This window comes from Cognatitamlana onchidii, assembly GCF_004804355.1.
Taxonomy (GTDB): domain Bacteria; phylum Bacteroidota; class Bacteroidia; order Flavobacteriales; family Flavobacteriaceae; genus Cognatitamlana; species Cognatitamlana onchidii.
The window spans coordinates 1-1,229 of the sequence record NZ_SRWZ01000011.1; the positions used below are offsets into that span (position 1 = coordinate 1).

The following is a 1,229-nucleotide window of genomic DNA, read 5'->3' on the forward strand; positions in this document are numbered from 1 at the left end:
TGTAGCCTATCCCTTTTTAGGACACCTCTAAATTCGACAAAAAATTGTTATTAAGGTCAGATTTGGAGATTAAATTTATTTCATCTTCAAATCTGGGCATAAATTCTACAGGGGATTTATTTCCTAAAGATTTATGCGGATGATTATGGTTGTAATCTTGCTTCCATTGGTCGTTTAGTTTTTGTAATTGATAGATATCCTCAAAATAGTAAGCATCGAGTATATCTTCCCTATAATGTCTATTGAATCTCTCTATATATCCATTTTGCATCGGTTTCCCAGGTTGGATATATTTGATTTCTATGAAGTTGCCTTCGCACCAATGGACAAAGGTCTTGGATAAAAACTCAGGACCATTGTCACATCTGATATACTTAGGAACTCCAATCTCTTCTTTAAGTAGCTCTAAGGTCTCTACGACTGCTCTGGCTGGAAAGGACAATGCGGCTTCTACCAATAATGCCTCGCGATTACAATCATCTATAAGGTTTAATACTCGTACTTTTCTTCCATCGCTAAGAACATCACTCATAAAATCTATGCTCCAACAAATATTCAATGATACTGGAGCTTCTAAAGGTTGTTTAACTCTTGTTGCTAAACGTTTCTTATGTTTACGCCTTAATTTAAGTTTCATATTTCTGTATACTCTAAGTACACGTTTTCTATTCCATTTATGACCTTCGCGACGGATTCGGTTATAATACTCATCAAAACCTCTGGTTGGTAATTGTTGGGCAAGTTCACAGAGCTTATCAATGACCTCTTTATCGTTTTTCTTTCTCTGATAATACCACATCGAGCGTGTCAGATCCATGACACCACAAGCTCGTTTAATTGATACCTGATAGTGTTTGATTAGGTGTTTGACACGGAATCGCTTGTCGGAAGGCCTTAGAACTTTTTTGACAATACGTCCTTGAGCATCCGAATATCAAGAGAGGCATCGGCATACATTTGTTTAAGCTTAAGGTTTTCTTCTTCAAGCTCCTTGAGTCGCTTTAAATGGCTCGCTTCCATGCCTCCGTACTTCTTACGCCAATAATAAATGGTACTCTTATCTATTCCTAGTTCTCTGGCTAATTCAGGAACGCTTCTTCCTTGTTCATTTTCCTTTAGAATCTTGACAATCTGTGTCTCGGTAAATTTGCTTTTTTTCATCTGACAGTTTAAAATTTAAAATTAGTAAATTCGAATTTTATACTGTCCTATTTTTAGGGAAGGCTACA

The 1,229-nt window shown here is 36.5% G+C and carries 2 protein-coding genes; both read right to left on the reverse strand.

Annotation, left to right across the window (positions count from 1 at the left end; all coding sequences use genetic code 11):
* Nucleotides 1-16: 16 nt before the first annotated feature.
* On the reverse strand, nucleotides 17-913 hold the full coding sequence (locus E5D58_RS14885) for an IS3 family transposase (protein WP_205660331.1): 897 nt from the start codon (nucleotides 911-913) through the stop codon (nucleotides 17-19).
* Nucleotides 895-1,161 carry a transposase gene (locus E5D58_RS15050; RefSeq protein WP_067151964.1) on the reverse strand — a complete coding sequence of 89 codons (267 nt, stop codon included), beginning with the start codon at nucleotides 1,159-1,161 and terminating at the stop codon, nucleotides 895-897. The genes E5D58_RS14885 and E5D58_RS15050 overlap by 19 nt, the downstream gene beginning before the upstream one ends.
* Between the last annotated feature and the right edge of the window lie 68 nt (nucleotides 1,162-1,229).